Genomic DNA, 26,223 nt, shown 5'->3' with positions numbered 1-26,223 from the left:
AGGGCACGCGAAAGCGCCGGCGGGTCTCGTTCTCCCGTCGGCGCGGGGCCGTTCAGCCTTCGCAGCGCAGCACGGTTCCAGTGTACCGGGCGCGCCGTGGTGGTCCCGCCGGATTACCGCACAAGATCATCGGGTACCGAATCCGCCGTCCGGACCCGGTCCGGTACCGCAACCACCACACACGGACAGATCGGTGATCGGGGTCAACATGGAGCTGAATGAGAACGCGCGGGTCGACACCAGCCAGGTGGACGACCGGCGAGGGTCCGGCGGGGGAGGCGGGATGGGCATCCCGATCCCGACCGGCGGCGGTCGCGGCGGGATCGTGGGCATCATCATCGCCGTGCTGGTCGCCCTGGTGGGCGGCGGCTTCGGCCTCAACGCGGCCACCAACGGCGACGACTCGGCGCAGGGCGACAACACCTCGCTGGAGCAGAAGTGCTCGGCGGACGACGCGTTGAAGCAGCTCGACTGCCGCAACGCGCTCTACGTCAACTCGATCCAGGCGTACTGGCGCACCGCCATGCCGGAGGTGTTCGGCGAGCAGTACAAGCCGTCCAAGACGGTCTTCTTCAGCCAGAACGTCAGCACCGGCTGCGGCGCGGCCGACTCCGGCGTCGGCCCGTTCTACTGCCCGGCCGACGACCTGGTCTACATCGACCTCACGTTCTACCGCCTGCTCGCCGACCAGCTCGGCGCCGAGGGCGAGTTCGCCCAGCCGTACGTGCTGGCCCACGAGTACGGCCACCACGTGCAGGACCTGCTCGGCACCGAGGCGCAGATGCGCCGCCAGCAGCAGCGCGACCCGCAGAGCGCCAACGCGCTCTCGGTGAAGCTCGAACTCCAGGCCGACTGCTACGCCGGCGCCTGGGCGAAGAACGCCACCGGCACCGCCGACGAGCAGGGCCAGAAGATCTTCACGAGCATCACCGACGAGGACATCCAGCAGGCGATCGACACCGCCGAGAAGATCGGCGACGACGCCATCCAGCAGCGCTCCGGCCGGCCGGTGAACCCGGACGAGTTCACCCACGGCAGCTCCGAGCAGCGTAAGCAGTGGTTCACCAAGGGCTTCTCCACCGGCGACCCGAAGGCCTGCGACACCTTCGGCGCCGGCACGTAGACCGCACCGCCGCTCCCCCCGCCGGGGGGGGGGGGGGGGGGGGGGGGGGGGGGGGGGGGGGGGGGGGGGGGGGGGGGGGGGGGGGGGGGCGGGGGCGCGGGGGGGCGGCGGGGGGGGGGGGGGGCGCCGGGCGGGGCGCGCCGCGGCCCCCCCCCCCCCCCCCCCCCCCCCCCCCCCCCCCCGCCCCCGCCCCCCCCCCCCCCCCCCCCCCCCCCCCCCCCCCCCCCCCCCCCCCCGACGTCGTGTTTCCGGCGGATCAGGCCGGCAGCGTCACCTCGGCCGGGCTGGACCGCTCGACCGTGGTGCCGTCACCCAACTGGCCCCCGCTGTTGTCGCCCCAGCACCACAGGCCGCCGTCGGTCCGGATGGCGCAGCTGTGGTCGGTGACGGCGAGGCCCCCGGTCCAGGTGGTGGCGGTGCCGACGCGGGTCGGCGCGGACCGGTGGGTGGTGGTGCCGTCGCCCACCTGCCCGGTCGCGTTCTTGCCCCAGCACCACAGGCTGCCGTCGGTGCGGGACGCGCACGTCGCGTCCCCGCTGGCGGCGACCCGGCTCCAGGTGGCGACGGTGCCGACCTGCACCGGCGCGGTCTGGTAGTTGCCGCTCACGCCCAGCTGCCCGTACCCGTTCTCACCCCAGCACCACAGCGTGCCGGACCGGACGCCGCAGGTGTGCGCGTACCCGGCCGTGACGCCGGTCCAGGTGGTCGCGGTGCCGACCTGCGCGGGCGTCGTCTGGGAGCCCAGCGTGCCGAGACCGAGCTGACCGTCCGAGCTGAGCCCCCAGCACCAGAGCGTGCCGTCGGTGCGGACACCGCAGGTGTGCGCGAAGCCGGTCGAGACGCTCGCCCAGTTGGTCGCGGTGCCGACCTGCAACGGGGTGGTCGCGGTGTAGGGGGACGTGCCAACGCCCAACTGTGAGGTCCGGTTGAAGCCCCAGCACCAGAGCGTGCCGTCGGTCCGGACGCCGCAGGTGTGCGCCGGGCCGGCGTCCACCCGGGCCCAGGTGGTGGCGGCGCCGACCTGCACCGGGGTGCTGCGGCTGGTGGTGGTCCCGTCACCGAGCTGGCCCCGGAAGTTCGAGCCCCAGCACCACAGCGTGCCGTCCGTCCGCACCGCGCAGGTGTGGCCGGTGCCCCCGTCGACGCCGGTCCAGGTGGCGGTGCCGACCCGCGCCGGGGTCCCCCGGTTCGTGGTGGTCCCGTCACCGAGCTGGCCGCTGTAGTTGGAGCCCCAGCACAGCAGCGCCCCGTCGGCACGGATCGCACACGTGTGCGCACCGCCCGTGGTGACGCTGGTGGCCGCGGCGCCGGCCAGCGCGACGCGTTCGGCGGGGCCGGCGGATGCCGGGCCCGTGGTGAGTGCGGCGGTGAGCACGACGCTTCCGGTGCACATCGCCGCCGCCGCGGCGAGAAGCCTGGTGGCACTGCGCCACCGGGCCCGCAGCCGGCCGCCCTGATGTCCGTTCATGAAATGCCTTCTCCTGACGATGTCGGTGCGTGAACGGCGGAGGCGAAGCTGCCCTGGGGTCGCCCGGAGACCCACCACTTCGTGGCACCGACTTTAGGCATCGAGTCGATTCGATGCACTAGGAGCGCGCGGGATTGACCGTCTTGATGTGATCTTTCCCGTTCAGCGGACCAGGATGTGGACCGCCCGGGCGGCGCTGACGGCCGCGACCAGGACGGCGTGCCGGGGCTCGGGCACGTCGAGGAGGCGACCGGCGCGCAGCGCCGCGAGCGGGGCCAGCCGCCGGTCGGCCAGCACCGTGTCCACCGCGCGCCGGTCGCCGCCGCAGACCACCGCCGTGAGCGTGCCGGCGGCCGGCAACAGCAGGCGTACGGCGAGATCAGCGGCGTCGCCCAGCGCCGCCTTCGCCTGGTTGTCGCGCCGCCTGGCGAACCGCTGCTGGGACCAGCCCCCCGCGGCGGTGCGGCCCTGCACGTACCGGGTGTCGACCTTGGAGGTCACCAGCTCGGTCCCGTCGGCCACCCCGACCGCCACCGCGCCCTTACGCGCCAGCAGCAGGCCGATCCGGCGCGGCGCGACGGCGACACCGGCGAACGCGGTCAGGTCCGGTGTGGCACGCGCGCCGGGCGGGGTGTGCAGTTCGGCGGTGGCGCCGTCCGGGGCGGTGAGCAGCAGCCCGTGGCCCCGAACGGTGGTGACGGGTGGGCCGTGCCGGTCGGCGAAGCCCTCGACCCAGCGGAGGACGCGGCCCGGATCCACCTCCACCCACCGGCCGCCCCCGGCTGCGGGTCGGCTGCTCATGGCACGACGGTACGACACGCCGGGCCGGCGCGACGACGCGGATCGACCGCCCACCGGACGGCCGACCGGCACGGATCAGCCGGACCACAGCGTGGCCGCCGCCAGGGCGGCGATCAGCGCGCTGGACACCAGGCCGGTGACCAGCCGCCCACGCGGGCCGGCCAGCACGCGCCCGACCATCGACCCGCCGCCGGCCACCAGCAGTTGCCAGCTCGCCGACGCCAGGAACGCGCCGGCCACGAACGACGCGGCGGCGGTCGGGTCCGGGTCGGCGGCGTCCCGGCGGCCGAGCACCAGCGCGGCGAAGTAGAGCACCGTCGCCGGGTTGAGCAGCGTCAGCCCGAGCAGCGCCGCGTACGCCCGGGCCGGGGTGTCCAGGCCGCGCCCGGACGGCGTCCCGGTGACCTCCCGAGCCCGCCGGCCGGACCAGGCCCGCCACAGGCCGTGGGCGGCGATGCCGAGCAGCACCAGCGCGGCGACCACCCGCAGCGGCCCGGCCACCGGGGCCAACACGCGGGCCAGCCCGGCGCCGCCCAGCGTGGCCAGCGCGGCGTAGAGCCCGTCCGCGGTGGCCACCGCGAGCGCCGCCGCCACGCCGACCCGGAACCCGTGACGGGCGCTCAGCCCGAGAATGAGGATCGCGATCGCGCCGACCGGCACGGCGACGCCGTAGCCGGCCAGCAGACCGGCGAGGAACGCCCCGGTCACGACGGTGGACGGGGACGCGAGACGACCCGCCGCGCGGTGCGCTGTCGACGCGCGGTGGTGGCCGCACGGACAGGAACCTGCTTCGGGTACGCCTCGATCACCCGCTCATCCTTCCCCCCACCCCACCACCCCCACCACCCATTTCCCCCACACCTCCACTCCCCCATCCCACCCCCACCTCCACTCCCCCACCCGCCCCCGCCCCCGCGCCTCACCCCGCCCGCCTCACCCACCACCCCGCCCCCGCGCAGGTTCACGGAAAGAGGGCTTGTCAGCGGCGGGAAAGGGCCTCTTTCCGTGAATCTGCGGGCCGGAGAGGCGGGAGGGGGGTGGGGGAGGGGGGGGGGGGGGGGGGGGGGGTGGGGGTGGGGGTGGGGGTGGGGGGGGGGGGGCGCGGCGCCCCGGTAGGGGTGCCGCGCCCTCGCCTGGTGACCCGTGGACCGGGTCAGACGTTGAAGCCGAGTGACCGGAGCTGGTCCCGTCCCTCGTCGGTGATCTTGTCGGGGCCCCACGGCGGCAGCCACACCCAGTTGATCCGGATGTCGCTCACCAGACCGCCGCCGGGGCCGGTGGTCAACGCCTGCCGGGTCTGGTCCTCGATCACGTCGGTCAGCGGGCACGCCGCCGAGGTCAGCGTCATGTCCAGCGTGGCGACGTTCTCGTCGTCCACGTGCACGCCGTACACCAGACCCAGGTCGACCACGTTGATGCCCAACTCGGGGTCGACGACGTCCTTCATCGCCTCCTCGATGTCGCCGACAGCGGCCTTGCCGTTGGCCGGCGTCACCGGGCTGTCGGTCGCCACCGCGCCGGTCTCCGGCGTCGTGGTGGTCTCGTCCTCGCTCATGCCGCCCCCTCGCTTCGCCCGGCACCGGCCTGGGACGCCGCCGCGCTGTATTGATGATTCGCCTTCGCCTCGGGGCCCACGCCCACCCCGGCGCGTGCCGCGGCGTCCTTGAACGCCATCCACGACAGCAGCGCGCACTTGACCCGGGCCGGGTAGCGCGCGACACCCGCGAACGCCACCCCGTCCCCGAGCACGTCCTCGTCCGGCGTGACCTGGCCCCGTCCGGACATCAACTCGACGAACGCCTCGTGCACCACCGCGGCGTCGGCCGCCTCCCGACCGCGCAGCAGTTCGTGCAGGATGCTCGCCGACGCCTGGCTGATCGAGCAGCCCATCCCGTCGTAGGAGATGTCGGTGAACACCGTGCCGTCGGTCGCCACCCGTACGGTGATCTCGTCACCACAGGTGGGGTTCACGTGGTGCGCCTCGCCGACCCGGGCCGCCGGATCCGCCGCGTCCCGCAGCCCACGGCCGTGCGGGTGCTTGTAATGGTCCAGGATGATCTCCTGGTAGAGCGAATCAAGCTGCATCACGCGAACACCTTCCGCACCTGCTCCAGACCCGCCACCAGAGCGTCGATCTCCGCCGTGGTGGTGTAGAGGTAGAACGACGCCCGCGTCATGGCCGGCACCCCGAAGCGGCTGCACACCGGCTTGGCGCAGTGGTGGCCCACCCGCACCTGCACGCCGAGCGAGTCGAGCACCTGCCCGACGTCGTGCGGGTGCACGTCGCCGAGCGCGAACGAGATCGTCCCGCCCCGGCCGACCGGCACCGACGGGCCGAAGATCCGCAGCCCGGGCACGGTGGCGAGGGCGTCCAGCGCGTACGCCGTCAGCTCCTTCTCGTGCCACTGGATCGCCCGCATCCCGACGCCGTCGAGGTAGTCCACCGCCGCGCCGAGCGCGACCGCCTCCGCGATCGGCGGCGTGCCCGCCTCGAACCGGGCCGGCGGCGCGGCGAACGTCGACCGCGCCATCGTCACCGTCTCGATCATCGAGCCGCCGCCCAGCACCGGGGGCATCGCGGCGAGCAGCTCGCCCCGGCCCCAGAGCACGCCGATGCCGGTCGGGCCGCACATCTTGTGGCCGGTGAAGACGATGAAGTCCGCGTCCAGGTCGACCACGTCGATCGGCTGGTGCGGCACCGACTGGGAGCAGTCGAGCAGCAGCAAAGCGCCGACCTGGCGGACCCGCTCGGTGATCCGCGCGGTGGCGTTGACGGTGCCGAGGATGTTCGACGTGTGCACCAGCGAGACGATCTTCGTGCGCTCGGTGACCAGGTCGTCCAGGCCCGACTCGTCCAGCCGGCCGCCGTCGGTCACCGGGAACCAGCGCAGCGTCGCGCCGGTGCGCTCGGCGAGGAGCTGCCACGGGACGATGTTCGAGTGGTGCTCCATCTCGGAGATCACGATCTCGTCACCCGGACCGACGCGGAACCGGGGGTCGGCGTCCGCGCGCAGCGACGCGTTGGAGAACGCGTACGCCACCAGGTTGATCGCCTCGGTGGAGTTCTTGGTGAACACCACCTCGTCGACGCTGGGCGCGTGGACGAACGCGGCGATCTTCGCCCGCGCGCCCTCGTACGCCTCGGTCGCCTCGGTGCCCAACGTGTGCACCGAACGCGACACGTTGGCGTTGTGCCTCGCGTAGTGCTCGGTGAGCACGTCGAGCACCTGACGCGGCTTGTGCGAGGTGTTGGCGCTGTCCAGGTAGACCAGCGGGTGGCCGTTGACCTCCCGGTCCAGGATCGGGAAGTCGGCCCGCACCGCCGCCACGTCGAAGCGCGGCACGTCGTCGTACTGCGGCATGCCTGCCGGGATCGCGATCGAGGAGGTCATGTCGAGACTCAGGCCCGCGCCGCGCCGGCTCCGGCGACGTACCGCTCGTAGCCCTCTTCCTCAAGCTTGTCGGCCAGCTCCCGACCGCCCTGCTCGACGATCCGGCCGGCGACGAAGACGTGCACGAAGTCCGGCTTGATGTAGCGCAGGATCCGGGTGTAGTGGGTGATCAGCAGCATCCCGGTGTCGCCGGTGTCGCGGACCCGGTTGACGCCCTCGCTGACCACGCGCAGCGCGTCCACGTCGAGGCCGGAGTCGGTCTCGTCGAGGATGGCGATCTTCGGCTTGAGCAGTTCGAGCTGCACGATCTCATGCCGCTTCTTCTCCCCGCCGGAGAAGCCCTCGTTGACGTTGCGCTGGGCGAACGCCGGGTCCATCTGGAGCTTCTCCATGGCGCCGCGCAGCTCGCCGGCCCAGGTGCGCAGCTTCGGCGCCTCGCCGTCGATGGCGGTCTTGGCGGTACGCAGGAAGTTGGCCACCGACACGCCGGGGACCTCGACCGGGTACTGCATGGCCAGGAAGAGGCCGGCGCGGGCCCGCTCGTCGACGGTCATGGCGAGCACGTCCTCGCCGTCGAGCGTCACCTCGCCGCCGGTGATCTCGTACTTCGGGTGGCCGGCGATCGAGTAGGCAAGCGTCGACTTGCCGGAGCCGTTCGGGCCCATGATCGCGTGCGTCTCACCGGAGCGCACGGTCAGGTCGACACCGTGCAGGATCGGCTTGAGCTCACCCTCGGGCAGCTTGACCGACACCTTCAGGTCGCGGATCTCCAGGGTGCTCATTATCGCGTCACTCCATTGCTCGGCGTCATGCTGACGTAGATCCCGCCGTCGCGGACCTCGACGGGGTAGACGGGTACGGGTTCGGTCGCGGGCAGCCCGGTGGGCTCACCGGTACGCAGGTCGAAACGGGATCCGTGCAGCCAGCATTCCAGCGTGCAACCGGACACCTCGCCCTCGGAGAGCGCCACGGCGGCGTGCGAGCACTCGTCGCGTACGGCGTAGAACGCGTCGTCCTCGCCGTGCACGACCGCGATCTGCACACCGTCCACGTCGGCGCTGATCACCGCGCCCTTCGGCACGTCCTCGGTGGAACAGATCCTGATCATCAGGAGCCGGCCTTCGTGAGGCGGGCCTCGATCGCGTCGCCGAGCCGCTCGCGCAGGTCCTCGACCGGGATCTTGTTGATCAGCTCGGCGAAGAAGCCGCGCACCACCAGGCGCCGCGCCTCTGACTCCGGGATGCCGCGGGCCATCAGGTAGAACAGCTGCTCGTCGTCGAACCGGCCGGTCGCGCTGGCGTGCCCGGCGCCGGCGATCTCGCCGGTCTCGATCTCCAGGTTGGGCACCGAGTCGGCCCGGGCGCCGTCGCTGAGCAGCAGGTTCCGGTTGATCTCGTACGTGTCGGTGCCGGTCGCCTCGGCCCGGATCAGCACGTCGCCGACCCAGACCGTGTGCGCGTCGTCGCCCTGGAGCGCGCCCCGGTAGCCGACGTTGCTGCGGCAGTCCGGCACGGTGTGGTCGACGAGCTGCCGGTGCTCCAGGTGCTGGCCGGAGTCGGCGAAGTAGAGGCCGTACAGCTCGGCCTCGCCGCCGCGCTGGGTGTACTCCACGGTGGTGTGCTGGCGGACCAGGTCACCACCGAGGCTCACCTGCACGTGCACGACCTGGGCGTCCCGGCCCAGCCGGACCTTCAGGTGCTGCGCCTGGACCGCGTCGTCGGCCCACTCGGCGAGCGTGACGAGCGTCAGCTTCGCCCCGTCGGCCACCGTCACCTCGACGTTGTCGGCGAGCGTGGCGGAGCCGACGTGCTCCAGCACCACCGTCACCTCGGCGAAGCGACCCACCTCGACGAACGTGTGCCCGAACGCGAGCGCCCCGGCGTCCTCGCCGACCACCCGCAGGCGCACCGGCGCGTCCACCACGGCGTCCCGGGCGACGGTCACCAGCAGGGCGTCCTCGGCCGCCCCGTAGGCCAGCGCGCTGACCCGGTCGAACGGCGTGAGCACGCTGCCCACCCGCGGGTCGTCCCGGCCGATCCGGTCGACGGCGACGCCGTCGGGCAGGTCGCCGTGCTCGTGCCGGACCGTGCCGCGCGTCGCCCCGGAGCCGTCACCCGCCAGGCCGCGGAGGCGCTTGAGCGGGGTGAAGCGCCACTCCTCCTCCAGGCCGGTCAGGGCCGGGAAGTCGGCGACGTCGTACGAGCGGAGCGCCTGCGACTTGGTCGTGGGCGGCGCGGAAGCCTGGGTAGTCATCTCTTCCTTGGTCTGTTCAGCGACGGCGGTGTCAGTGGAACCGGAGACGGGCCGGGCACGAGGCCCGGCCCGACGCGGGCGGCGTCAGCCGACCGCGCCCTCCATCTGCAGCTCGATCAGGCGGTTCAGCTCCAGCGCGTACTCCATCGGAAGCTCCTTGGCGATCGGCTCGATGAAACCGCGCACGATCATCGCCATCGCCTCGTCCTCGCTCAGACCGCGGCTCATCAGGTAGAAGAGCTGGTCGTCGCTGACCTTGGAGACGGTCGCCTCGTGCCCCATCGACACGTCGTCCTCGCGGATGTCGACGTACGGGTAGGTGTCGGAGCGGGAGATGGTGTCGACGAGCAACGCGTCGCACTTGACCGTGCTGCGGCTGCTGTGCGAACCCTCCAGCACCTGCACCAGGCCGCGGTACGAGGTGCGGCCACCACCCCGGGCGATCGACTTCGACACGATGGTCGAGGAGGTGTGCGGCGCGGCGTGCACCATCTTGGCGCCGGCGTCCTGGTGCTGGCCCTCACCGGCCATGGCCACCGAGAGCACCTCACCCTTGGCGTGCTCGCCGGTCATGTAGACCGCCGGGTACTTCATGGTGACCTTGGAGCCGATGTTGCCGTCGACCCACTCCATGGTCGCGCCCTCGTGGCACACCGCGCGCTTGGTGACCAGGTTGTAGACGTTGTTCGACCAGTTCTGGATGGTGGTGTAACGGCACCGCGCGTTCTTCTTGACCACGATCTCCACGACCGCGCTGTGCAGCGAGTCGGAGGAGTAGAGCGGCGCGGTGCAGCCCTCGACGTAGTGCACGTACGCGCCCTCGTCGACGATGATCAGCGTCCGCTCGAACTGGCCCATGTTCTCCGTGTTGATCCGGAAGTAGGCCTGCAACGGGATCTCCACGTGCACGCCCTTCGGCACGTAGATGAACGAGCCACCGGACCAGACGGAGGTGTTCAACGCGGCGAACTTGTTGTCGCCGACCGGGATCACCGTGCCGAAGTACTCCTTGAAGATGTCCTCGTGCTCGCGCAGCGCGGTGTCGGTGTCGAGGAAGACGACGCCCTGCTCCTCAAGGTCCTCACGGATCTTGTGGTAGACGACCTCGGACTCGTACTGCGCCGCGACACCGGCGACCAGCCGCTGCTTCTCCGCCTCCGGGATGCCCAGCCGGTCGTAGGTGTTCTTGATGTCCTCCGGCAGATCCTCCCAGCTGGTGGCCTGCTTCTCGGTGGACCGGACGAAGTACTTGATGTTGTCGAAGTCGATCCCGGTGAGGTCCGCGCCCCAGGCCGGCATCGGCTTGCGGCCGAACAGCCGCAGGCCCTTCAGCCGCAGGTCGAGCATCCAGGCCGGCTCGTTCTTCTTGGCCGAGATGTCCCGCACCACCGCCTCGTTCAGACCACGCTGGGCGGCGGCCCCGGCGACGTCGGGGTCGGCCCACCCGTACTCGTAACGACCGAGGGCGGCGAGCTGCTCCTCCTGGGTCAGGGGCTGGACGATCTGCTCGGTCATCTATCTGTCCTCACAGTGGAGACGGTGGAACCGGACTGGGCGGGAATGTGCGTGGTGCACACGCCGTCGCCGTGCGCGATGGTGGCCAGGCGCTGCACGTGGGTGCCGACCAGGCGGGAGATCACCGCGGTCTCGGCCTCGCACAGCTGGGGAAACTCGGCGGCCACGTGCGCCACCGGGCAGTGGTGCTGGCAGAGCTGCCCGCCGGAGGCGATCGTGGACGCGTTGGCAGCGTAACCCTCGGCGGTCAGCGCCCCGGCGAGCGCCTCGGCCCGCGCGAGCGGGGCGTCACCGGCGTCCTCCATGGCGGCCCGGCAGCGGTTCTCCAGCGCGGCGACCTGGTCGGCCGCGAACTCCGCGACCGCCTCGGCGCCGCCGGTGCGGGCGATCCACCGCAGCGCGGCGGTGGCCATGTTGTCGTAGTGGTGGGTGCCGCAACGCACCCGGGCCGCCTCGGTCAGCGCGAAGACCTTGGCCGGCCGGCCCCGCCCCCGACTGCCGCGCACGGCCTGCTCCCGGGCGAGCACGTCACCGTCGGCGAGCATCGCGTCGAGGTGGCGGCGGATCGCGGCCGGGCTGAGGCCGAGCGCCGAACCGAGCTGCGCGGCGGTCGTCGCGCCGCGCTCCAGCAGGAGCTGGGTGACCCGGTCCCGGGTCGACAGGTCGGCAGCGGCCGGCGCGCCGACGACCGTACCGGTCACCGACCCCTCGGACAGCGCTGCCGCGTTTTTCACAACAGCAACGTTACGTAATTCGGCCGGGGCCCGCAAACCCGGGGTCCGGTGATCCGGAACACCGCACTGGCGGAGTCGCCCGATCGTGGTCCACTACGGTGCGTAGGATTCGCCGGGTGAAGCGTTCCGTCCGGTTCCCGGTCTCCCCCACGCTGCTGCGTCGGCTCGCGTACGCCTCGATCATCGCGAACGTGGCGATCGTGGTCACCGGCGGGGCGGTCCGGCTCACCGCGTCCGGCCTCGGCTGCCCCACCTGGCCCCGGTGCACCGACGAGTCCTACACCACCACGTCCGAGATGGGCGTGCACGGGGTGATCGAGTTCGGCAACCGGCTGTTGACGTTCGCGGTGGGGATCATCGCGCTCGCCGTGGTGCTGGCCGTGCTGGCCCAGCGCCCGCGCCGCCGAGGGCTGCTGCCGCTGGCCGTGGGCGTGCTGTTCGGCATCCCGGCCCAGGCGGTGCTCGGCGGGATCACCGTGCTGACCAACCTCAACCCGTGGGTGGTCGGGCTGCACTTCCTCGCCTCGATGGTGGTGATCGCCGCCGCGTACGCGCTCTGGCGGCGCACCGTGGAGCCGGACGGGCCGGCGACGCCGACCGTGCCGGCGCCGCTGCGTACCCTCGCCCGGATCACGGTCGTGGTCGGCGCGGCCGTGCTGGTGGTCGGCACCTGGGTGACCGGCAGCGGGCCGCACGCCGGCGACCACGGCGCGGCCCGCAACGGGCTCGACCCGGAGGCGATCTCGCAGGTGCACGCGGACGGTGTCTTCCTGCTGATCGGCCTCTCGGTGGCGCTGCTGTTCGCGTTCCGGGCGGTGGGCGCGGCGCGGGCCGCGCGGGCCGCCGGGGTGCTGCTCGCGGTCGAGCTGGGCCAGGGCCTGATCGGCTTCGTCCAGTACTTCACCCACCTGCCGGCGCTGCTGGTCGCCGCGCACATGCTCGGCTCCTGCCTGGTGCTGCTGGCCACGCTGGGCGTGCTCTGGGCCACCCGGGAACGGCTCCCGGCCGCCCCGGAGACGCCGGCGGCGCCCGCCGCCGAGCCGGTGGGCGCCGCCGCCTGAGGCCGGACCGGGCGTTACCGCCCGGCCGGAGCGGGAATGCGGTCCGGACCACGGACCGTACGCCCGAGGGGAGCCGCCGGTGTCGCGCAGGGGCCTCACCACGTCCACGCCGCAGCGGCTGACGCCGGTGGCCGGCGCGCCGCTGTGGTGCGACGCCCGCGAGCACGGTCTCACCGGGGACGGGGTCACCAACGACCAGCCCGCCCTGGCCGCGCTGGTGGACCGCCTCGGCGCCGGCTACGACGCCGACGGCCGGGCCCGGGTCATCCACTGCCCGCCCGGCCTCTACTCGATCCGCGACGCCGGCACGGTGTGGCGCAGCGGGGTGTCCCTGATCGGCGCCGGCCCGGCGGCGACCCGGTTCCTGCTCAGCAACGACGGCAACCGCGCCGACCCGGTGCCGCTTGCCTACTGGACGACCGTGCAGCACGGCGCGGACCGGGACCGGCACATCGCCGACTGCACGTTCGCCGACTTCGAGATCGACGGCTCGGGCGTGGGCCTGGCCGAGTACGACTACCTGGCCAAGGGCCTCGGCCTGCAATACGTGGTGCGGGGCGTGTTCCGCAACCTCTACATCCACCACACCGGCGCCACCGGCCTCGGCTGCGACTTCCTCCAGGACAGCCTGATCGACGGCGTGGTCGTGGTGGGCTGCGGCCGGCTGGACAACGGCCAGCAGATGGGCGGCGCCGGGATCGGGGTCGGCATCGGCGGCTGGGGCGCCGTGGAGCGCCTCACCATCGCCAACTGCACCACGGTCGGCAACGGCACCAACGGGATCTTCCTGGAACTCCAGAAGGACTACTGGGACCCGCCGCGCGGCATCCGCATCATCGGCTGCCACAGCCAGGCCAACCGGTTCGGCATCTCGGACTGGGGCGCGGACGGGCTGATCGTCTCCGGCTGCACCATGACCAACAACCTGGAGGCCGGCTTCGACGTCTCGGCGAACGGCACCGCCGGGGTCGCCGGGCGCGGCGGCCTGCTCACCGGCAACGTGATCGACTGCAACGTCGGCGACGGCATCAGCATGGGCAACACCCCCGGCCCGTACGCGGTGCAGGGCAACCGGATCAGCAACAACGGCGGGTACGGCTACCACGAGCACGACCTCGGCCACGGTTACCGGGGCGCGGCGGCGGACGTGGTGATCCAGGACAACGACATCCGGGAGAACGCGCTGGACGGGATCCGGATCGACCGGCCGATGCTCGACGCGTCGATCGTCGGCAACCGCATCCGGGACAACGGGCAGCGGTCCGCGCCCGCCCACCGGGGTTCGGGCGACGCGGTGCGCTACGGCCCACGCGAGGTCACCGACGCCCACGCGGACTGGCCGCCCGGCGGGCACCGCGGGAAGGTCGTCCGGGTCGGCACCCGGAACGCGGTGGTCGCCGACAACACCGCCGACCGGCTCTCCCTGGCCGAGGTGCGCCCGGACGGCGCCACCGGCTGGAACGAGGCCACCCCGGCGCCGGGGTCCGCGTACGAGCTGCCCGCCGGGCCGCCGGCCTGCGCCGGGATCACCGTCGCCGCCCCGTTCGACTCGGCCACCGTGCGCGACAACCGGATCTGGCACCGGGACGCCGACACCCAGGCGTACGGACTGTGGATCACCGAGGCGGGCAGTTGCGTGTCGTGCGCGGTCGAGGACAACGACCTGGCCGGCACGGTGGCCGCGGTGCGGCTGGACACCCCGCCGATCGGTGGACGCTGGGACCGCAACCACACCGACCGCGACTGACGTTCCCGCTCAGCCCCGTGGCGGTGGCGCGGTCAGCGGCGGCGGTCCAGGTGGGACAGGACCGCGTCGGCGAGCCGGTCGGGCGCGCCCTCGGCGTACCCGACGAACAGGCTCGGCTCGGTCAACTCCAGCTCGACCAGCACGGGCGCGCCGTCCGGGCCGGGGATCAGGTCGACCCGGGCGTAGAGCAGCCGGTCGGCGCCGCCCGGAACGGCGGCCAGCACCTGCTCCGCGACGGCCCGCTGCGCCGGCGTCGCGGTGCGGGCGTCGATCCGCTCCTCCTTGTAGAGCGCGGCCTCGCCCTGGTCCGGGCCGGTCAGCATCGGACCCTTGCGGATCGCGTGGCTGAACGCCAGGCCGTCGCGGCCGGCCAGGAACAGCAGCGCGGTCTCCCCGGCGGTGTCCACCGCGTCGAGGTACGGCTGGACCATGGTGACCCGCCCGGCGGCACCGAGCCGCCGCACGTGCGCCGACGCCAACTCGCGGTGCTCCGGGTCGGCCAGGTCGTACCGGCCGGTGTCCTGACTGCCGGCGCTGACCGCCGGCTTGAGCACGAACTCGCCGTCGGCGGGCGCCGCCCAGCTCTCCCCCGGCGCGAGCCAGGTGGTCGGCACGGTGGGCGCCCCGGCGGCGGAGAGCTCGGCCAGGTAACGCTTGTCGGTGTTCCAGGCGATCACGTCGGCCGGGTTGAGCAGGGTCGGCACGCCGCGCGCCCAGGCGACGAACTCGTCGCGACGCAGCGCGTAGTCCCACGGCGAGCGGAGCAGCACCAGGTCGTACCGGGACCAGTCCTGGGCCGGGTCGTCCCAGACCGCGCCGTCGACGACGACGCCGCGAGCGGCGAGCGGGCCGAGCGCGAGCCGGTCGTCCGGATCGAGATCGGGCAGGGCGGCGCACGTGACGAAAGCGACCCGGGGTCTCCCCCGGGTCGACTGGTGGTGGTGGTCGGTCATGCGGTTATGCGGTTATGTATGTCAACGGGCCATCGTGCGCCGGGCCATCGACCGCCAGAGGTCGTTGCTCGGACGCATCTGGTCCATCAGCTCACGCTCCCAGGCGTTCTCGACGTCGACCCCGGCCTTGGCGCAGGCCTGCCGCGCGACGTCCGTGCCGTCGGCGAACTGGTCGGCCCACACCCCGTCGGAACCCACGAGGACGATCCGTGCGCCGCGCTTGCCGACGTACTCGATGACCGCCTTCGCGCCGCCGTGCCCGGCGGCGAACGACTTGATGCCCGCGACCAGGCTGTTGGAAGCCTGCTCGGTGGTCTGCTCAGTCGTCAGCGTCGTATCGGAACCATCTGCCATGACGCGAAGCCTATGCAGACTTCCACCCGGATGTGCGAGAACCATGAACTGAATGTGATACCAATTACCTGCGCGTTTAAGAAGATGCACAGGAAATTTGTCGGGACTTGCCTGCCTAATAACGGACAGAATGCCCGTCGTGGATCGTCACGGTCTGTCCAGGTTGCTCCCCGCCGGGGGCACGCGGGAAGAAATTCTGATGAACCCGTCCCGCGGCGGAACACCGCAATATCGCGGACGGGCGAGCCCCGCCGAGCGGCGGCGCCGGCTCAGATCAGCGCGTCCAGGGCGACGGCGGCGAAGAGGATCGTCAGGTACGTGGTGGACCAGTGGAACAGCCGCATCGGCTTGACCGCCTCGCCACGCGCCGCGCGCCGGCACAGCTTGTGCGCCTCGACCACGAAGATCCCGCCGACCACCAACGCGGTCACGCCGTAGATCGGGCTCATCCCCAGCGGCCAGACCGCCAGCGACGACAGCAGCGTCAGCCAGGAGAACGCGATGATCTCCACGTTGACCCGCCGGACCGACGCCACCACCGGCAGCATCGGAATGCCGGCCCGCGCATAGTCGTCCTTGTACTTGATGGCCAGCGCGTAGAAGTGCGGCATCTGCCAGAAGAAGACCACCGCGAACAGGCCCCACGCGGCCGGCGACAGCGAACCGGTGACCGCGGCCCAGCCGATCAGCACCGGCGCGGCCCCGCAGACGCCGCCCCAGAACGTGTTGGCGGCCGTGGTGCGCTTCAGCCACAGCGTGTAGACCAGGTCGTAGTAGGCGATCGCGGCGAGCGTCAGGCCGGCCGCCAGCCAGTTGGTGGTCGCCGCCATCAGCGCCACCGACACCGCCGCCAGCACCAGCCCGAAGACCAACGCGTTGCGCGGCGACACGGTGTGCGCGGGCAGCGGGCGACGCTTGGTGCGCCGCATCAACTGGTCGATGTCGCGGTCGATGTAGCAGTTGAGGACGCTGGCCGCGCCGGCGGCGAGCGAGCCGCCGATCAGCACCACGGCCACCAGCCACAGCGACGGCATGCCACCGTCCGCGAGCATCATCGCCGGCACGGTGGTCACCAGCAGCAACTCGACGATCCGCGGCTTGGTCAGCGCCACGTACGCGGCCACCACGCCGCGCACGTCCCGCCGGTCGGTCGCCGACGCCTCCGTCACCGAGCCCACCGGCGACTTCCCGGCAGGGTTGCTGACGGGGCGCTCGGTGATCATGCTCACGGATTGCCACCTTCCGGCTTCGGCAAGGGAGATCGATCGGCCCGGACCCGAGCCCGGGTCCACACACCGCCCCACACACTACGCGTCGTCGTTTTGGCTGCCCCGCAGACCCGGCAACGGTGCGGGCCGTCACACCCGGGGTTGAACGACCGGGCCGGCCGCGCCCGTAGAGAAGACCATGCCGAGATCCCCGGGCGGACGTTTAGCACCGCTCGATAGGGTCATCAGTGAGGGTTCCGCCCATCTGCCGAGGAGCACAACCATCGTGGCTGCGAAACGACCCGAGCTTCCCGCTCTCAACTGGTCCGACCTCGACCGCAGGGCCGTCGACACGGTCCGCGTGCTGGCCATGGACGCGGTGGAGAAATCCGGCAACGGCCACCCGGGCACGGCGATGAGCCTCGCCCCGGCGGCGTACCTGCTCTTCAACCGCGTCATGCGGCACAACCCGGCCGACCCGAACTGGCCCGGTCGGGACCGGTTCGTGCTGTCCGCCGGGCACTCCAGCCTGACGCTCTACATCCAGCTCTTCCTCTCCGGCTACCCGCTGGCCCTGGACGACCTCAAGGCGCTGCGCCAGTGGGGCTCGCTCACCCCGGGCCACCCGGAGCACGGCCACACCCCGGGCGTGGAGACCACCACCGGGCCGCTGGGCCAGGGGCTCGGCAACGCGGTGGGCTTCGCCATGGCGGCCCGCCGCGAGCGGGGCCTGTTCGACCCGGAGCCGGACCGCGCCGACTCGCCGTTCCGGCACGACATCTGGTGCATCGCCTCCGACGGCGACATCGAGGAGGGCATCACCCACGAGGTGAGCGCGCTCGCCGGCCACCAGCAGCTCGGCAACCTCTGCGTGATCTACGACGACAACGAGATCTCGATCGAGGACGACACCCGGATCGCCAAGAGCGAGGACGTGGCGGCCCGCTACGAGGCGTACGGCTGGCACGTGCAGACCGTCGACTGGCGCACCGGCGACGCCGACCAGGGCGACTACCACGAGGACGTGGAGGCGCTCTACCAGGCGCTGCTGGCCGCCAAGGCGGAGACCGGCAAGCCCTCGTTCATCGCGCTGCGCACCATCATCGGCTGGCCCGCGCCGAACAAGCAGAACACCGGCAAGATCCACGGCTCGGCGCTCGGCGCGGACGAGGTCAAGGCCACCAAGGAGATCCTCGGCTTCGACCCGCAGCAGACCTTCCAGGTCGACGAGGAGGTGCTCAAGCACGCCCGCCAGGTGCTGGAGCGCGGCGCCGAGGCGCAGGCCGAGTGGGACACCCGGTTCGACGCCTGGGCGCAGGCGAACCCGGAGCGCAAGGCGCTGTGGGACCGGATGGCCACCCGTACGCTGCCGACCGGCTGGACCGACGCGCTGCCGACCTTCCCGGCGGACGCCAAGGGCGTCGCCACCCGGGCCGCCTCCGGCAAGGTCCTGGAGGCGCTCGCCCCGGTGCTGCCGGAGCTGTGGGGCGGCTCGGCCGACCTGGCCGAGAGCAACAACACCACCATGAAGGGCGAGCCGTCGTTCGTTCCGGCCGGGCACGCCACCAAGGACTTCCCGGGCGACGAGTACGGCCGCACGCTGCACTTCGGCATCCGTGAGCACGGCATGGGCTCGATCCTCAACGGCATCGCGCTGCACGGCGGCACCCGCCCCTACGGCGGCACGTTCCTGGTGTTCAGCGACTACATGCGCCCGTCGGTGCGGCTCGCCGCGCTGATGAAGCTGCCGGTGACCTACGTCTGGACGCACGACTCGATCGGCCTCGGCGAGGACGGCCCGACCCACCAGCCGATCGAGCACCTGTCCGCGCTGCGGGCCATCCCCGGCCTGGACGTGGTCCGCCCGGCCGACGCCAACGAGACCGCGTGGGCGTGGCGGCAGGCGCTGGAGCACACCGACCGGCCGACCGCGCTGGCGCTGAGCCGGCAGGCGCTGCCGACGATCGACCGCGCCGAGTTCGGCTCCGCCGAGGGCACCGCCAAGGGCGGCTACGTGCTGGCCGAGGCGTCCAACGGCAAGCCGCAGGTGATCCTCGTCGGCACCGGCTCGGAGGTGCAGCTCTGCCTCACCGCCCGGGAGCGGCTGGAGGCCGACGGCACCCCGACCCGGGTGGTGTCCATGCCGTGCCAGGAATGGTTCTTCGCGCAGGACGAGGCGTACCGGGAGTCGGTGCTGCCGCGCGGGGTAAAGGCACGGGTGAGCGTGGAGGCGGGCATCGCGATGTCCTGGCGGGCGATCGTCGGGGACAGCGGCGAGTGCGTGAGCATCGAGCACTACGGCGCCAGCGCGCCCTACACCGTGCTCTTCGAGCAGTTCGGGTTCACCCCCGACCGGATCGTGGCCGCCGCGCACGCGGCGCTCACCCGGGTGGGCGACATCACCGGTTTCACGACCGGCAACTGAGGGGAGCGTGGACGGCATGACGGACAGGCTGAGCGAGCTCCAGAACGCCGGGGTGGCGATCTGGCTCGACGATCTTTCCCGGGTACGACTGAGCTCCGGCGGGCTGGACAAGCTCCGCCGGGAGAGCCACGTGGCCGGCGTGACCACCAACCCGACGATCTTCGCCAAGGCGCTGAGCGACGCCGACGAGTACGACTGGCAGCTCCGTGACCTCGCCACCCGCGACGTGGACGTCGAGGAGGCGGTCCGCATGCTCACCACGTACGACGTGCGGTGGGCCTGCGACGTGATGCGCCCGTCGTACGACGCGAGCGCCGGCGTGGACGGCCGGGTCTCGATCGAGGTGGACCCGCGCTCGGCGCACGACGCGGACAAGACCGCGGCCGAGGCCAAGGCGCTGTGGTGGCTGGTCGACCGGCCGAACCTCTTCATCAAGATCCCGGCGACCGAGGAGGGCCTGCCGGCGATCACGAAGACGCTGGCGGAGGGGATCAGCGTGAACGTCACGCTGATCTTCGGGCTGGACCGCTACTCGCAGGTCATGGACGCCTTCCTGGCCGGCCTGGAGCAGGCGCAGGCCAACGGGCACGACCTGTCGAAGATCGGCTCGGTCGCCTCGTTCTTCGTCTCCCGGGTCGACAGCGAGGTCGACAAGCGGCTGGAGAAGATCGGCTCCGACCAGGCCAAGTCGCTGCGCGGCAAGGCCGCGGTGGCCAACGCCCGCCTGGCGTACGAGCGGTACGGCGAGGTGTTCTCCTCCGCGCGGTGGCAGAAGCTGGCCGACGCGGGCGCCCACCCGCAGCGCCCGCTGTGGGCCTCCACCTCGACGAAGAACCCGGACTACCGGGACGTCATCTACGTCGAGGAGCTGATCGCCCCCGGCACGGTCAACACCATGCCGGAACCGGTCGTGCACGCCTACGCCGACCACGGCGAGACCCAGGCGGACACGATCACCGGCGGGTACGACGACGCGCGGCAGGTCTTCGCCGACCTGGAGTCCGTCGGCGTGGACCTGGCCGACGTGATCGCCACGCTGGAGAAGGAGGGCGTGGAGAAGTTCGAGGCGAGCTGGCTGGAGCTGCTGGAGGGCGTCAAGAAGTCCCTCGCCGAGGCGGCCAAGGGCGCCGGCAGCCCGCACCGGGCCGCCGAGGGCAACGCGCGCAACGCCCAGCAGGCCGGCGGTAACGCGTGACCGACGGCGTCCGACGCGTCCCGGGGCCCGGCCCCGGGACGCGTCCCGCCGTACCGTGGAACGGGTGAGGTGATCAGGTGGACGACCTGCTCGCCGGGCCGGCCGACGCCGCCGCCGGCCTGGCCGTGCACGGCGCGGACGCGGTGGACCCGTCCGCCCGTGCCGCGCTGGTCGCCCGCGACGTCCCCGCGCGGCTGGCCGCCCAGGACCCGACCCTCTGGGGCCCCGGGGCCGAGGCGGCGGCCCGCGCCCGGCTGGGCTGGCTGGACACCCACTGCCGTAGCCGGGAGCTGCTCCCCCAGCTCGCCGAACTGACCGCCGAGCTGGGCGACCTGGACCACGTGGTGCTCGCCGGCCCGGGCGGCGTCACGTCGGCCGCCGCAGTGATCGCCGACTGCCTGGGCCGGCCGCTGACCGTGCTCGACACGGCCGATCCGGGGCCGGTCCGGGCGGCGCTGGCCGACCGGCCGGCGCGTACCGTGCTGGTGCTCACCGGCCGGGACCTGGACCGGACCACCGACGCCCACCTGCGGGCGTTCCGGCGGTCCTGGCAGGACGCCGGGCCGGAGGCGGCCCGGCACCTGGTGGTGGTCACCACGGCCGGGTCGGCGCTGGAGGCGCTCGCTGACGAGCTGGGCGCGGTGCTGATCCCGGCCGACCCGCAGGTGGCCGGGCCCTGGTCCGCGCTCACCGCGTTCGGCCTGGTCCCGGCCGCGCTCGCCGGCGCGCCGGTGACCGAGTTGCTGGACGAGGCGGCGGCGCTGGCCGGCGCGCTCGACCGGGAGCGGGACAATCCCGGTCTCGCGCTCGGCGCGGCGCTGGCCGGGGCGGCGGAGCACGGTCGGTCCACCGTCGCGCTGGTGCCCGACGGCACCGGCCTCGACGGGTTGCGCCACTGGGCCGGCGCGCTGCTCGCCGCCGCGACCGGCGGACGGTTGCTGCCGGTCGCGGCGGAGTCCCCGGACGCGCCCGGCGTCGGGGGCCCGGGCGTGCTGACGATCGGCCTGGGCGGCGCGCTCGGCGCGGGCGTGGGGCCCGGGGTGGCCGCCGACGTGGCGGTCAACGGTCCGCTCGGCGCCCAGTTCCTCACCTGGGAGTACGCTGCCGCGACCGCCGCGGCGGCGCTGCGGGTCGACCCGTTCACGGCGCCGGTGGGCGTCGACGACGACGGGCCGGCGCCGGCGGACGGACCGCCGTCGTCGGTCGACGGCGCGGTCGAGGTGTACGCCCCGGCCGGCGCCCCCGGCGACCTGGCCGGCGCGCTGCGCTGGCTGACCGACGGGCTGGCCCCCGACGAGCACCTCGCGGTGACCGCGTACCTCGACCGGCGGGTCGACGCGGCGGTGGCCGGGCTGCGCCCGCTGCTGGCCCGCGTCACCGGGCGGCCGGTGACGTTCGGGTGGGGCCCCCGCCATCCGGGCCACCCCGACGGGCGAGCCCGGCACCTCCAGATCACCGGTGCGGTCACCGATGATCTGGAGGTGCCGGGTCGCCCGTACACCTTCGCGGAACTCCAGGCGGCCCAGGCCGCCGGCGACCGGCGGGCCCTGACCGGCCGGGAGCGACCGGTGCTGCGACTACACCTGACCGAGCGGGCGGCCGGCGTCGCCCAGCTGCTGGATACGGCCGGACGGACACGTACGTGACGATCAATGACCTGGAATCAGTGGACCGAGATGCAGGAGGAGGTGGCCCGGTGAACCCGCTGCGCGACCCCCAGGACCGGCGGCTGCCGCGGATCCCCGAGCCGTGTGCCCTGGTGATCTTCGGGGTCACCGGGGACCTGGCCCGCAAGAAGTTGTTGCCGGCGGTCTACGACCTGGCCAACCGGGGGCTCCTGCCGCCCGGTTTCGTGGTGCTGGGCTTCGCCCGGCGCGACTGGGGCGACGGCGACTTCGAGTCGCTGGCCCACGACGCGGCCAAGAAGCACGCCCGCACCCCGTGGCGCGAGGAGGTCTGGGCCCGGCTGGTCGGCAACATCAAGTTCGTCGGCGGCTCGTTCGACGACGACGCCGCGTTCGACCATCTCGCCACCACGCTCGACGAGCTGCGCGACACGCACGGCATCCACGGCAACGCCGCGTTCTACTTCTCCATCCCCCCGGCCGCGTTCCCGGTGGTGCTCAAGCAGCTCGCCCGCACCGGCATGGCCGACAACGAGAAGTCCGGCGGCTGGCGGCGGGTGGTGGTGGAGAAGCCGTTCGGCAACGACCTGCCCTCGGCCAAGGCGCTCAACGACCTGGTCGACGACGTCTTCACCCGGCAGGACGTCTTCCGGATCGACCACTACCTGGGCAAGGAGACGGTCCAGAACATCCTGGCGCTGCGGTTCGCCAACAACCTGTTCGAGCCGCTGTGGAACTCCAAGTACGTCGACTCGGTGCAGATCACCATGGCCGAGGACGTCGGCATCGGCACCCGGGCCGCGTTCTACGACTCGGTCGGCACCGCCCGCGACGTGCTCCAGAACCACCTGCTCCAACTGCTCGCCCTGGTCGCCATGGAGGAGCCGACCAGCTTCGACGCCGACGAGATCCGGGCCGAGAAGCTGAAGGTGCTCAAGGCCATCGCCGTGCCCCGGGACGTCGCCCGGGACACCGTGCGCGGGCAGTACCTGCCCGGCTGGGTGGGCGGCGAGCGCGCCAAGGGCTACCTGGAGGAGGAGGACGTCCCGGAGGACTCCACCACCGAGACGTACGTGGCGGTGAAGCTGGCCATCCAGAACCGGCGCTGGGCCGGCGTGCCGTTCTACATCCGCGCCGGCAAGCGGCTGCCCAGGCGGGTCACCGAGGTGGCCATCATGTTCAAGAAGGCGCCGCACCTGCCGTTCAACCCGGCCGACATGGAGTCCCTCGGCGCCAACCAACTCGTCATCCGGGTGCAGCCGGACGAGGGCGTGGTGCTGAAGTTCGGCTCCAAGGTGCCGGGCACCACCATGGAGGTCCGCGACATCGCGATGGACTTCCAGTACGGCGAGGCGTTCACCGAGTCCAGCCCGGAGGCGTACGAGCGGCTGGTGCTGGACGTGCTCATCGGCGACCGGACGCTGTTCCCGGACGCCGCCGAGGTGGAGCAGAGCTGGCAGGTGGTGGACCCGCTGGAGCACGCCTGGGAGGGCACCACGCCGGAGCCGTACCGGGCCGGCGAGTGGGGTCCCCGGGCCGCCGACGAGATGCTGGCCGCCGAGGGAAGAGCTTGGCGAAGAGCGTGAGCGAGCAGAGCGAGCGAACCAGGAGGCTCCATTGATCGGGCTGTGGGACACCACCGGCAACGAGGTGGTCAAGGCGCTGGCCGCCGAGCGGCGCAGCGCGGGCGGGGTGGCCAGCGGCATGGCGCTCACGCTCATCGTCGTGGTGGACGAGAAGCGCGTCCGGGAGGCCGAGGCGGCGGCCACCATCGCCGCCGCGGCGCACCCCTGCCGGCTGCTCGTGGTGGTCCGCTCGGACATCGAGCGGGACCGCAACCGGCTGGACGCGGAGATCGTGGTGGGTGGCCGGCTCGGCCCCTGCGAGGCGGTGGTCACCCGGATGTACGGCCGGCTCGCGCTGCACGCCGAGTCCGTGGTGATGCCGCTGCTGGTGCCGGACGTGCCGGTGGTGACCTGGTGGCACGGCGAGCCGCCGGAGGAGATCGCCACCGACTTCCTCGGCGTGGTGGCCGACCGGCGGATCACCGACGCGGCGCAGGCCGCCGACCCGATCGCCGCGCTGCGGCAGCGGGCCTGCGACTACGCGCCGGGCGACACCGACCTGGCCTGGACCCGGATCACCCCGTGGCGCACGCTTGTCGCCGGCGCGTTCGACACCACCCAGGCCCGGGTCACCGAGGCGACGGTGGTGGCGCCGCGCACCGACCCGACCGCGGCGCTGATGCGGGGCTGGCTGACCGCACGCCTCGGCATCGAGCCGGCGTGGGAGCACACCGACGAGTTCCCGCGCATGCGTGAGGTGCAGCTGCGCTGCGCCAACGGCGACGAGCTGACGCTCACCCGGGACGACAGCGTGGCCCGGTTCCGGCGTACCGGGCAGGAGGACCGGACGCTGCCGCTGGTCCGTCGGCCGCTCGGCGACGAGCTGGCCGAGGAGTTGCGCCGGCTCGACGCCGACCAGGTGTACGCCGAGGCGCTCGGCGCGACGGCCGGGCTGACCGGGCTGGACCAGCGGGCGGCCCAGCGGGTGCACGTGTGGAAGGATCCGGCGACCGCCCAGCGGGCCGAGGCGGGCGTGACCGCGCACGCGGGCGCCACCGCCAACGAGTGACCGCCCGGACCGGGCGACCGGACACACAGAGACACGAGGGCACGACGGATGACTGAGGCGAGTGTCGCCGTACACGCCGACCCCGACCTGCTGGCGCAGGCGGTGGCGGCCCGGCTGGTGGTGAAGCTGCTCGACGCGCAGGCCGAGCGTGGTCAGGCGTCGGTGGTGCTGACCGGCGGGCGGATCGCCGCGGCGGTGTACCGGGCGGTCGGCCAGCTCCCCGCGCGGGACGCCGTGGACTGGTCCCGGGTCGACGTCTGGTGGGGTGACGAGCGGTTCCTGCCGGCCGGCGACCCGGAACGCAACGAGACCCAGGCCCGGGCGGCGCTGCTGGACGCGGTGCCGCTGGACCCGGCCCGGGTGCACCCGATGCCGGCGTCGGACGGTCCGGCCGGCGACGACCCGGAGGCCGCCGCCGCCGGGTACGCGCGTGAGCTGGCCGCCGCCGCCCGGCCGGGGCACGCCACGCTCCCCCACTTCGACGTGTTGATGCTCGGCGTCGGTGAGGACGGGCATGTGGCGTCCGTGTTCCCGGAGCACCCGGTGCACCACGACAGCCGCCCGGTCAGCGCGGTACGCGGCAGCCCGAAGCCGCCGCCGGTGCGGACCACGCTGACGCTGCCGACGATCAACACGGCCGAGGAGGTGTGGCTGATCGCCGCCGGGACGGACAAGGCGAGGGCGGTGGGCATGGCGCTGGCCGGGGCCGGGTCGGTGCAACTGCCGGCGGCCGGTGTGCGGGGCGTCTCCCGCACCCTCTGGCTGCTCGACCGCGCCGCCGCGGCCAACGTCCCACCCCGCGCCCGCAGCCTCCGCTGACCGTCCCTCCGCACCCCTCCCCGCCCTCCGCGCCCCTCCCCGCCCCTCCGCGCTGATTCACGGAAAGAGTGGCCATGGCCGACGACATGGCCACTCTTTCCGTGAAAAAGGGCAGGCGGGTGAGGGGTCAGGCGCGGCCTCGGCGGTGGCGTAGCGCGGCCAGGGCCTCGGCCAGCAGCGCCTCGCCCTCCTCGGGGGTACGGCGCTCCTGCACGTACGCCAGGTGGGTCTTGTACGGCTCGGCGCGGGTGCGGCCCGGCGGGTTGCCCGGGTCGGGGCCGGCGGGCTCGCCGCAGCGGGGGCAGTCCCACGACGCCGGGGTCTCCGCCTCGGCGGCGATCAGGAACTCGACCCGGTGCTCGTGGCGGCACCAGTAGACGACCGGCCGGCGTGGCGCCGGCTCGGCCCGCTGGTCGAAACGCTCAGGGGCGGACCCGATCCGGGTGCCGCGGATGACGTTGTTGCTGGGCACGTTGCGCGCTCCCTGTCGTCGAAGGGGCCGCCGCCGGAAGGGGTCGGCGGCGGGCGACGGGCGGCGGAACAAAACTGCGCGCGGTCCGTGACGGACCGCGCGCAGATTGTACGCGTAGACGCGCTCGCTCAGGTGCCGCTGGCCATCTGGAGGCGCAGCCAGAGGCCGAGCCCGACGATGCACGCGAACCAGACGATCCCCACCAGAACGGTGTAGCGGTCGAGGTTCTTCTCGGCCACCGAGGAACCGGCCAGGCTGGAGCTGACGCCGCCGCCGAACATGCTCGACAAGCCGCCGCCCTTACCGCGGTGCAGGAGGATCAGCAGGGTGAGCAGCACGCTGGTGATGACCAGCAAGGTGATCATCGTGTAGGCGAACCAGATCGGCATGGCGGGGGTCAGTCCTCTCGTTGCGATCACTGCCCGGACCTGTCGGGCACGGCGG

The 26,223-nt window shown here is 72.9% G+C and carries 24 protein-coding genes and 1 pseudogene; 9 read left to right on the top strand and 16 right to left on the bottom strand.

The window, feature by feature from the left end:
• The first annotated feature begins 208 nt into the window (after positions 1 to 208).
• Positions 209 to 1,123, top strand: coding sequence for a neutral zinc metallopeptidase (locus ACIA6B_RS06935; RefSeq protein ID WP_396771741.1), 915 nt, complete (start codon positions 209 to 211; stop codon positions 1,121 to 1,123).
• Between the two features lie 256 nt (positions 1,124 to 1,379).
• Here ACIA6B_RS06935 and ACIA6B_RS06930 read toward each other — a convergent pair whose 3' ends face one another.
• The 11 genes and pseudogenes from ACIA6B_RS06930 to ACIA6B_RS06880 all read right to left on the bottom strand — a co-directional run bounded on the left by ACIA6B_RS06930 (position 1,380) and on the right by ACIA6B_RS06880 (position 11,286).
• Entirely contained in the window at positions 1,380 to 2,591 is a 1,212-nt protein-coding gene (locus ACIA6B_RS06930) for an RCC1 domain-containing protein (RefSeq protein ID WP_396771739.1), read from the bottom strand.
• Between the two features lie 162 nt (positions 2,592 to 2,753).
• Positions 2,754 to 3,392, bottom strand: coding sequence for an acVLRF1 family peptidyl-tRNA hydrolase (locus ACIA6B_RS06925; protein ID WP_396771737.1), 639 nt, complete (start codon positions 3,390 to 3,392; stop codon positions 2,754 to 2,756).
• Between the two features lie 75 nt (positions 3,393 to 3,467).
• A complete protein-coding gene (locus ACIA6B_RS06920; RefSeq protein WP_396771735.1) occupies positions 3,468 to 4,100 on the bottom strand; it encodes a LysE family transporter in 633 nt (210 codons plus the stop codon).
• A 445-nt stretch (positions 4,101 to 4,545) separates the two neighbouring features.
• On the bottom strand, positions 4,546 to 4,947 hold the full coding sequence (locus tag ACIA6B_RS06915) for a metal-sulfur cluster assembly factor (RefSeq protein WP_396771733.1): 402 nt from the start codon (positions 4,945 to 4,947) through the stop codon (positions 4,546 to 4,548).
• A 71-nt stretch (positions 4,948 to 5,018) separates the two neighbouring features.
• Positions 5,019 to 5,477: pseudogene (gene sufU / locus ACIA6B_RS06910) on the bottom strand (Fe-S cluster assembly sulfur transfer protein SufU); the annotation flags it as partial.
• Positions 5,477 to 6,784, bottom strand: coding sequence for a cysteine desulfurase (locus ACIA6B_RS06905; RefSeq protein ID WP_396771731.1), 1,308 nt, complete (start codon positions 6,782 to 6,784; stop codon positions 5,477 to 5,479). The pseudogene sufU and the gene ACIA6B_RS06905, both read right to left, overlap by 1 nt.
• Positions 6,785 to 6,792: 8 nt before the next feature.
• Positions 6,793 to 7,566, bottom strand: coding sequence for a Fe-S cluster assembly ATPase SufC (gene sufC, locus ACIA6B_RS06900; RefSeq protein WP_107162481.1), 774 nt, complete (start codon positions 7,564 to 7,566; stop codon positions 6,793 to 6,795).
• Positions 7,566 to 7,892, bottom strand: coding sequence for a non-heme iron oxygenase ferredoxin subunit (locus ACIA6B_RS06895; protein ID WP_107162482.1), 327 nt, complete (start codon positions 7,890 to 7,892; stop codon positions 7,566 to 7,568). The genes sufC and ACIA6B_RS06895 overlap by 1 nt, the downstream gene beginning before the upstream one ends.
• Positions 7,892 to 9,037 carry a Fe-S cluster assembly protein SufD gene (gene sufD, locus ACIA6B_RS06890; protein ID WP_396771728.1) on the bottom strand — a complete coding sequence of 382 codons (1,146 nt, stop codon included), beginning with the start codon at positions 9,035 to 9,037 and terminating at the stop codon, positions 7,892 to 7,894. Before sufD ends, ACIA6B_RS06895 begins: the two co-directional genes overlap by 1 nt.
• Positions 9,038 to 9,121: 84 nt before the next feature.
• Positions 9,122 to 10,552, bottom strand: coding sequence for a Fe-S cluster assembly protein SufB (gene sufB / locus ACIA6B_RS06885; RefSeq protein ID WP_396771726.1), 1,431 nt, complete (start codon positions 10,550 to 10,552; stop codon positions 9,122 to 9,124).
• Positions 10,549 to 11,286: a helix-turn-helix transcriptional regulator gene (locus tag ACIA6B_RS06880; RefSeq protein ID WP_396771724.1), complete on the bottom strand. Its 738-nt coding sequence runs from the start codon at positions 11,284 to 11,286 to the stop codon at positions 10,549 to 10,551. Before ACIA6B_RS06880 ends, sufB begins: the two co-directional genes overlap by 4 nt.
• 98 nt (positions 11,287 to 11,384) lie before the next feature.
• Between ACIA6B_RS06880 and ACIA6B_RS06875 the strand changes: the two genes are divergently transcribed.
• The gene (locus ACIA6B_RS06875) at positions 11,385 to 12,347 is read left to right on the top strand and encodes a heme A synthase (RefSeq protein ID WP_396771722.1); all 963 of its coding nucleotides are present in this window, start codon (positions 11,385 to 11,387) and stop codon (positions 12,345 to 12,347) included.
• 79 nt (positions 12,348 to 12,426) lie between these two features.
• The gene (locus ACIA6B_RS06870) at positions 12,427 to 14,094 is read left to right on the top strand and encodes a right-handed parallel beta-helix repeat-containing protein (RefSeq protein ID WP_396771720.1); all 1,668 of its coding nucleotides are present in this window, start codon (positions 12,427 to 12,429) and stop codon (positions 14,092 to 14,094) included.
• A 32-nt stretch (positions 14,095 to 14,126) separates the two neighbouring features.
• Here ACIA6B_RS06870 and ACIA6B_RS06865 read toward each other — a convergent pair whose 3' ends face one another.
• From ACIA6B_RS06865 to ACIA6B_RS06855, 3 genes are all read right to left on the bottom strand, one after another.
• Positions 14,127 to 15,047 (bottom strand): RimK family alpha-L-glutamate ligase, encoded by a 921-nt coding sequence (locus ACIA6B_RS06865; RefSeq protein ID WP_396771718.1) that lies wholly within the window; start codon positions 15,045 to 15,047, stop codon positions 14,127 to 14,129.
• A gap of 21 nt (positions 15,048 to 15,068) precedes the next feature.
• A complete protein-coding gene (locus ACIA6B_RS06860; RefSeq protein ID WP_396771716.1) occupies positions 15,069 to 15,401 on the bottom strand; it encodes a hypothetical protein in 333 nt (110 codons plus the stop codon).
• 269 nt (positions 15,402 to 15,670) lie between these two features.
• Positions 15,671 to 16,630, bottom strand: coding sequence for a heme o synthase (locus tag ACIA6B_RS06855; RefSeq protein WP_396771714.1), 960 nt, complete (start codon positions 16,628 to 16,630; stop codon positions 15,671 to 15,673).
• Positions 16,631 to 16,895: 265 nt separating this feature from the next.
• Between ACIA6B_RS06855 and tkt the strand changes: the two genes are divergently transcribed.
• From tkt to pgl, 6 genes are all read left to right on the top strand, one after another.
• Positions 16,896 to 19,034: a transketolase gene (gene tkt, locus ACIA6B_RS06850; RefSeq protein ID WP_396771712.1), complete on the top strand. Its 2,139-nt coding sequence runs from the start codon at positions 16,896 to 16,898 to the stop codon at positions 19,032 to 19,034.
• A 16-nt stretch (positions 19,035 to 19,050) separates the two neighbouring features.
• Complete coding sequence (tal, locus tag ACIA6B_RS06845; protein ID WP_396771710.1) at positions 19,051 to 20,229, top strand: transaldolase; 1,179 nt, start codon at positions 19,051 to 19,053, stop codon at positions 20,227 to 20,229.
• Between the two features lie 77 nt (positions 20,230 to 20,306).
• Positions 20,307 to 21,875 carry a glucose-6-phosphate isomerase gene (locus ACIA6B_RS06840; RefSeq protein ID WP_396771709.1) on the top strand — a complete coding sequence of 523 codons (1,569 nt, stop codon included), beginning with the start codon at positions 20,307 to 20,309 and terminating at the stop codon, positions 21,873 to 21,875.
• 50 nt (positions 21,876 to 21,925) lie between these two features.
• A complete protein-coding gene (gene zwf / locus ACIA6B_RS06835; RefSeq protein WP_396771707.1) occupies positions 21,926 to 23,440 on the top strand; it encodes a glucose-6-phosphate dehydrogenase in 1,515 nt (504 codons plus the stop codon).
• Positions 23,441 to 23,471: 31 nt separating this feature from the next.
• Positions 23,472 to 24,488, top strand: a complete 1,017-nt coding sequence (locus tag ACIA6B_RS06830; protein ID WP_396771705.1) for a glucose-6-phosphate dehydrogenase assembly protein OpcA — start codon at positions 23,472 to 23,474, stop codon at positions 24,486 to 24,488.
• Positions 24,489 to 24,536: 48 nt separating this feature from the next.
• Entirely contained in the window at positions 24,537 to 25,307 is a 771-nt protein-coding gene (pgl, locus tag ACIA6B_RS06825) for a 6-phosphogluconolactonase (RefSeq protein ID WP_396771702.1), read from the top strand.
• Between the two features lie 127 nt (positions 25,308 to 25,434).
• Here pgl and ACIA6B_RS06820 read toward each other — a convergent pair whose 3' ends face one another.
• Complete coding sequence (locus ACIA6B_RS06820) at positions 25,435 to 25,779, bottom strand: RNA polymerase-binding protein RbpA (RefSeq protein ID WP_281936352.1); 345 nt, start codon at positions 25,777 to 25,779, stop codon at positions 25,435 to 25,437.
• 128 nt (positions 25,780 to 25,907) lie between these two features.
• Positions 25,908 to 26,168 carry a preprotein translocase subunit SecG gene (gene secG, locus ACIA6B_RS06815; RefSeq protein ID WP_091420428.1) on the bottom strand — a complete coding sequence of 87 codons (261 nt, stop codon included), beginning with the start codon at positions 26,166 to 26,168 and terminating at the stop codon, positions 25,908 to 25,910.
• Positions 26,169 to 26,223 lie beyond the last annotated feature (55 nt).

Origin of the sequence: Micromonospora sp. NPDC051141, from assembly GCF_044455765.1 — a bacterium.
Classification (GTDB): Bacteria; Actinomycetota; Actinomycetes; order Mycobacteriales; family Micromonosporaceae; genus Micromonospora.
Note: the sequence above shows the minus strand (reverse complement) of the source record. Positions and strands in the feature narration are given on the sequence as shown.

What these genes read in the sequence shown, in the direction of transcription:
- sufD (WP_396771728.1), bottom strand. Translation starts at nt 9,037, where the DNA reads ATGACTACCCAGGCTTCCGCGCCGCCCACGACCAAGTCGCAGGCGCTC.
- sufC (WP_107162481.1), bottom strand. Translation starts at nt 7,566, where the DNA reads ATGAGCACCCTGGAGATCCGCGACCTGAAGGTGTCGGTCAAGCTGCCC.
- ACIA6B_RS06935 (WP_396771741.1), top strand. Translation starts at nt 209, where the DNA reads ATGGAGCTGAATGAGAACGCGCGGGTCGACACCAGCCAGGTGGACGAC.
- ACIA6B_RS06925 (WP_396771737.1), bottom strand. Translation starts at nt 3,392, where the DNA reads ATGAGCAGCCGACCCGCAGCCGGGGGCGGCCGGTGGGTGGAGGTGGAT.
- ACIA6B_RS06930 (WP_396771739.1), bottom strand. Translation starts at nt 2,591, where the DNA reads ATGAACGGACATCAGGGCGGCCGGCTGCGGGCCCGGTGGCGCAGTGCC.
- ACIA6B_RS06865 (WP_396771718.1), bottom strand. Translation starts at nt 15,047, where the DNA reads ATGACCGACCACCACCACCAGTCGACCCGGGGGAGACCCCGGGTCGCT.
- ACIA6B_RS06915 (WP_396771733.1), bottom strand. Translation starts at nt 4,947, where the DNA reads ATGAGCGAGGACGAGACCACCACGACGCCGGAGACCGGCGCGGTGGCG.
- ACIA6B_RS06905 (WP_396771731.1), bottom strand. Translation starts at nt 6,784, where the DNA reads ATGACCTCCTCGATCGCGATCCCGGCAGGCATGCCGCAGTACGACGAC.
- sufB (WP_396771726.1), bottom strand. Translation starts at nt 10,552, where the DNA reads ATGACCGAGCAGATCGTCCAGCCCCTGACCCAGGAGGAGCAGCTCGCC.
- ACIA6B_RS06860 (WP_396771716.1), bottom strand. Translation starts at nt 15,401, where the DNA reads ATGGCAGATGGTTCCGATACGACGCTGACGACTGAGCAGACCACCGAG.
- ACIA6B_RS06895 (WP_107162482.1), bottom strand. Translation starts at nt 7,892, where the DNA reads ATGATCAGGATCTGTTCCACCGAGGACGTGCCGAAGGGCGCGGTGATC.
- secG (WP_091420428.1), bottom strand. Translation starts at nt 26,168, where the DNA reads ATGCCGATCTGGTTCGCCTACACGATGATCACCTTGCTGGTCATCACC.
- pgl (WP_396771702.1), top strand. Translation starts at nt 24,537, where the DNA reads ATGACTGAGGCGAGTGTCGCCGTACACGCCGACCCCGACCTGCTGGCG.
- tal (WP_396771710.1), top strand. Translation starts at nt 19,051, where the DNA reads ATGACGGACAGGCTGAGCGAGCTCCAGAACGCCGGGGTGGCGATCTGG.